Origin of the sequence: uncultured Leptotrichia sp. (genome assembly GCF_938036635.1) — a bacterium.
GTDB lineage: Bacteria > Fusobacteriota > Fusobacteriia > Fusobacteriales > Leptotrichiaceae > Leptotrichia > Leptotrichia hongkongensis.
Window position 1 is genome coordinate 1 of the sequence record NZ_CALHQO010000490.1, and the last position, 2,776, is coordinate 2,776.

Annotated in this window: 2 protein-coding genes; both read left to right on the forward strand. The window is 32.0% G+C overall.

Features of this window, described 5'->3' with window-relative positions:
* Window positions 1-37: 37 nt before the first annotated feature.
* A complete protein-coding gene (locus tag Q0370_RS09915; protein ID WP_299575215.1) occupies window positions 38-2,377 on the forward strand; it encodes an endonuclease MutS2 in 2,340 nt (779 codons plus the stop codon).
* Between the two features lie 146 nt (window positions 2,378-2,523).
* Window positions 2,524-2,776: hypothetical protein (locus Q0370_RS09920; protein WP_299575213.1), on the forward strand; the 253-nt coding region annotated here is incomplete at its 3' end.

The window sequence follows — 2,776 nt, forward strand, 5'->3', positions numbered from 1 at the left end:
GATATTTGAAATTAAAAAGAATGTTGAGGAAAAGAAAATGGAAAAAAATTATGATGTATTGGAATTTTATAAGATAATTAATGAACTTATTGATTTATCAAGATTGGAAAAGACAAAAGAAAAGTTTCTGGATATTGATATTATAAAGGAAAAATCAGTTTTGGATAAGGAACTTATGCTTATGATGGAGATGATTGACTTTTATAAGTATGATGATGGATTGGAACTTGCAGGGCTTGCGGATATTACTAAGATGATGAATTCCATTGATATTATTGGGTCTTATTTGAGTGCTGAGGATTTGGCAGTTCTGAAGAAAAATTTGACGATTTTTAGAATTTCTAAAAGCAGGGCTAAGAATGTTAGGGATAAATATAGAACGATTTGGAATCTGTTTAGTGATGTTGAGGAAGTTAAGGATATTGAGAACTTTATTTCAGAAGCGATTAATGATGAAGGAGTATTAAAGGATGAGGCTTCGATTGGACTTCGTGATGTGAGAAGGCAGAAGCAGAATATTAATGCGAATATTAAAGAAAAATTTGATGAGCTGATTTCGAATAAAAGTACGCAAAATGCAATTCAGGAAAGAATAATAACACAAAGAAACGACAGATACGTAATTGCTGTAAAGACAGATTTTAAAGGGCTTATTAAAGGAATAGAACATGATAGGTCTGCAACAGGAAGTACGGTTTATATCGAGCCTTTAAATATTGTTTCATTAAATAATAAATTACGTGAATATGAGGCTCGTGAGCGTGAGGAAATTAGAAAAATACTGCTTAGAATTACAGAACTTGTAAAAACTAAAAAGGAAGAAATTCTGGAAATTAAAGAAATTTTGGAAAGACTGGACTTTATTGATGCGAAAACGACTTATTCTGTTAATAAGAAATGTATTGTTCCTAAAATTATTAACAAGGAATATTTGAAACTGGTTGAAGCAAGACATCCACTAATTGATGAAAATACAGTTGTGCCGATTAATTTTGAACTTGGGAATCCTGAAAATATAATGCTTATTACAGGGCCTAATACTGGTGGGAAGACAGTAACATTGAAAGTGGCTGGACTTCTTACAATTATGGCATTATCTGGTATCCCAATTCCTGCAAATGAAAAAACTGAAATTGGATATTTTCACAATGTACTGGCTGACATTGGGGACGAACAAAGTCTTGAGCAAAACTTATCTTCATTTTCAGGGCATGTGAGCAAAATAAAAGATATAATTGAACATGCAAACAGTAAATCACTTGTATTAATGGATGAATTAGGAAGTGGAACTGACCCAATGGAAGGGGCTGCTTTTGCAATGGCAATCATTGATTACTTGAATAAAAAACACGTAACTTCAATAATCACAACCCATTACAGCGAAGTAAAAGCATACGCCTTTAACACAACAGGAATTAAAAGTGCCTCAATGGAATTTGATGTGGAAACATTATCTCCAACGTACAAACTGCTGGAAGGAATACCAGGAGAAAGTAACGCTCTTATAATTGCAAGAAAATACGGAATTAGTGAAGAAGTGATTGAAAATGCAAAAAGCTATATAAGTGAAGATAATCAGCGTGTTGAAGAAATGCTAAAATCAATAAAGGAAAAAAATGACGAGCTGGAAACAATGCAGGAACAGTTAGAAGCAACAAGAACTGAACTTGACAAGCAAAAGAGCATTTATGAGCAAAATATGATAAAACTTGAAAATGAAAAAAATGAAATTATAAAACGTGCCTACGAGGAAGCTGACAATTACTTGAAAAATATGCAGGCAAAAGCCAAAAACCTAATTGACAAAATTAACAGCGAGGAATCTAAAAAAGAAGATGCCAAAAATGCTCAAAGAAGCCTGAATATGCTACGTGAATCATTCATTACGGATAAAAAGAAAAATGTAAAAGAAAAGAAAGTTGTTACTCAAAACGTAGATTTTGCTGTTGGGGAAGAAGTGCTTGTAAAAACAATGAACCAAAATGGAAAGATTTTAAAAATAATGCCAAACAACCGTATTCAAGTGCAAACTGGAATATTAAAGCTGGTTGTATCAACTGACGACATTGTAAAAATTCAAAAGAAAAAAACAAACAAATTCAAAAACTTCGCCTCATTAAAACGAACTTCACAAGTGCGAGGAGAAATCGACTTGCGTGGAATGAACGCTGACGAAGCAATCGCAGAACTAGAAACATACATGGACAGAGCAATGCTCACAGGCTATCACGAAATCTACATAATTCATGGAAAAGGAACAATGGTACTAAGAAAAAAAATCCACGAATACCTAAGAACTTCAAAATATGTAACAGAATTTAAAGATGCCAATCAGAATGAAGGTGGAATTGGGTGTACGGTGGCTACTTTGAAGTAGGACATTTGATTTAAAGAACTTTGGCTATGAAAATGTTATTACAGGATGTCTTAATATTGAGAGAAATATCTGAAGATTTTGATTTTCCAACATTGAGAAATTTTTTAGTTGAGAGTTTTAAATAATGTAAAAATCGAGGTTTAATTATGGGAAAAGTAACTATAATATTTTTATTATTTGGAACATTGCTTTTTTCAGCAAATTATCCAAAAGAAAAAATAATACAAATTATTGAAAAAAATGAAAAATATGAATGTATTCCTGATAAAAAAGTAAGAAAAATTGGATGGGAATTAAATGGACAATCTTTTATTGGGCATTTAGATGAAAAGGATGAACAATATGGAGAGTTTAGGGAAGCAGATGATGATACTCTTAGAGAATGCCGTTTAGAAGATG

Bases quoted from the DNA above. Each gene is read 5' to 3' on its own strand.
- Q0370_RS09915 (WP_299575215.1), top strand. From the start codon at position 38: ATGGAAAAAAATTATGATGTATTGGAATTTTATAAGATAATTAATGAA.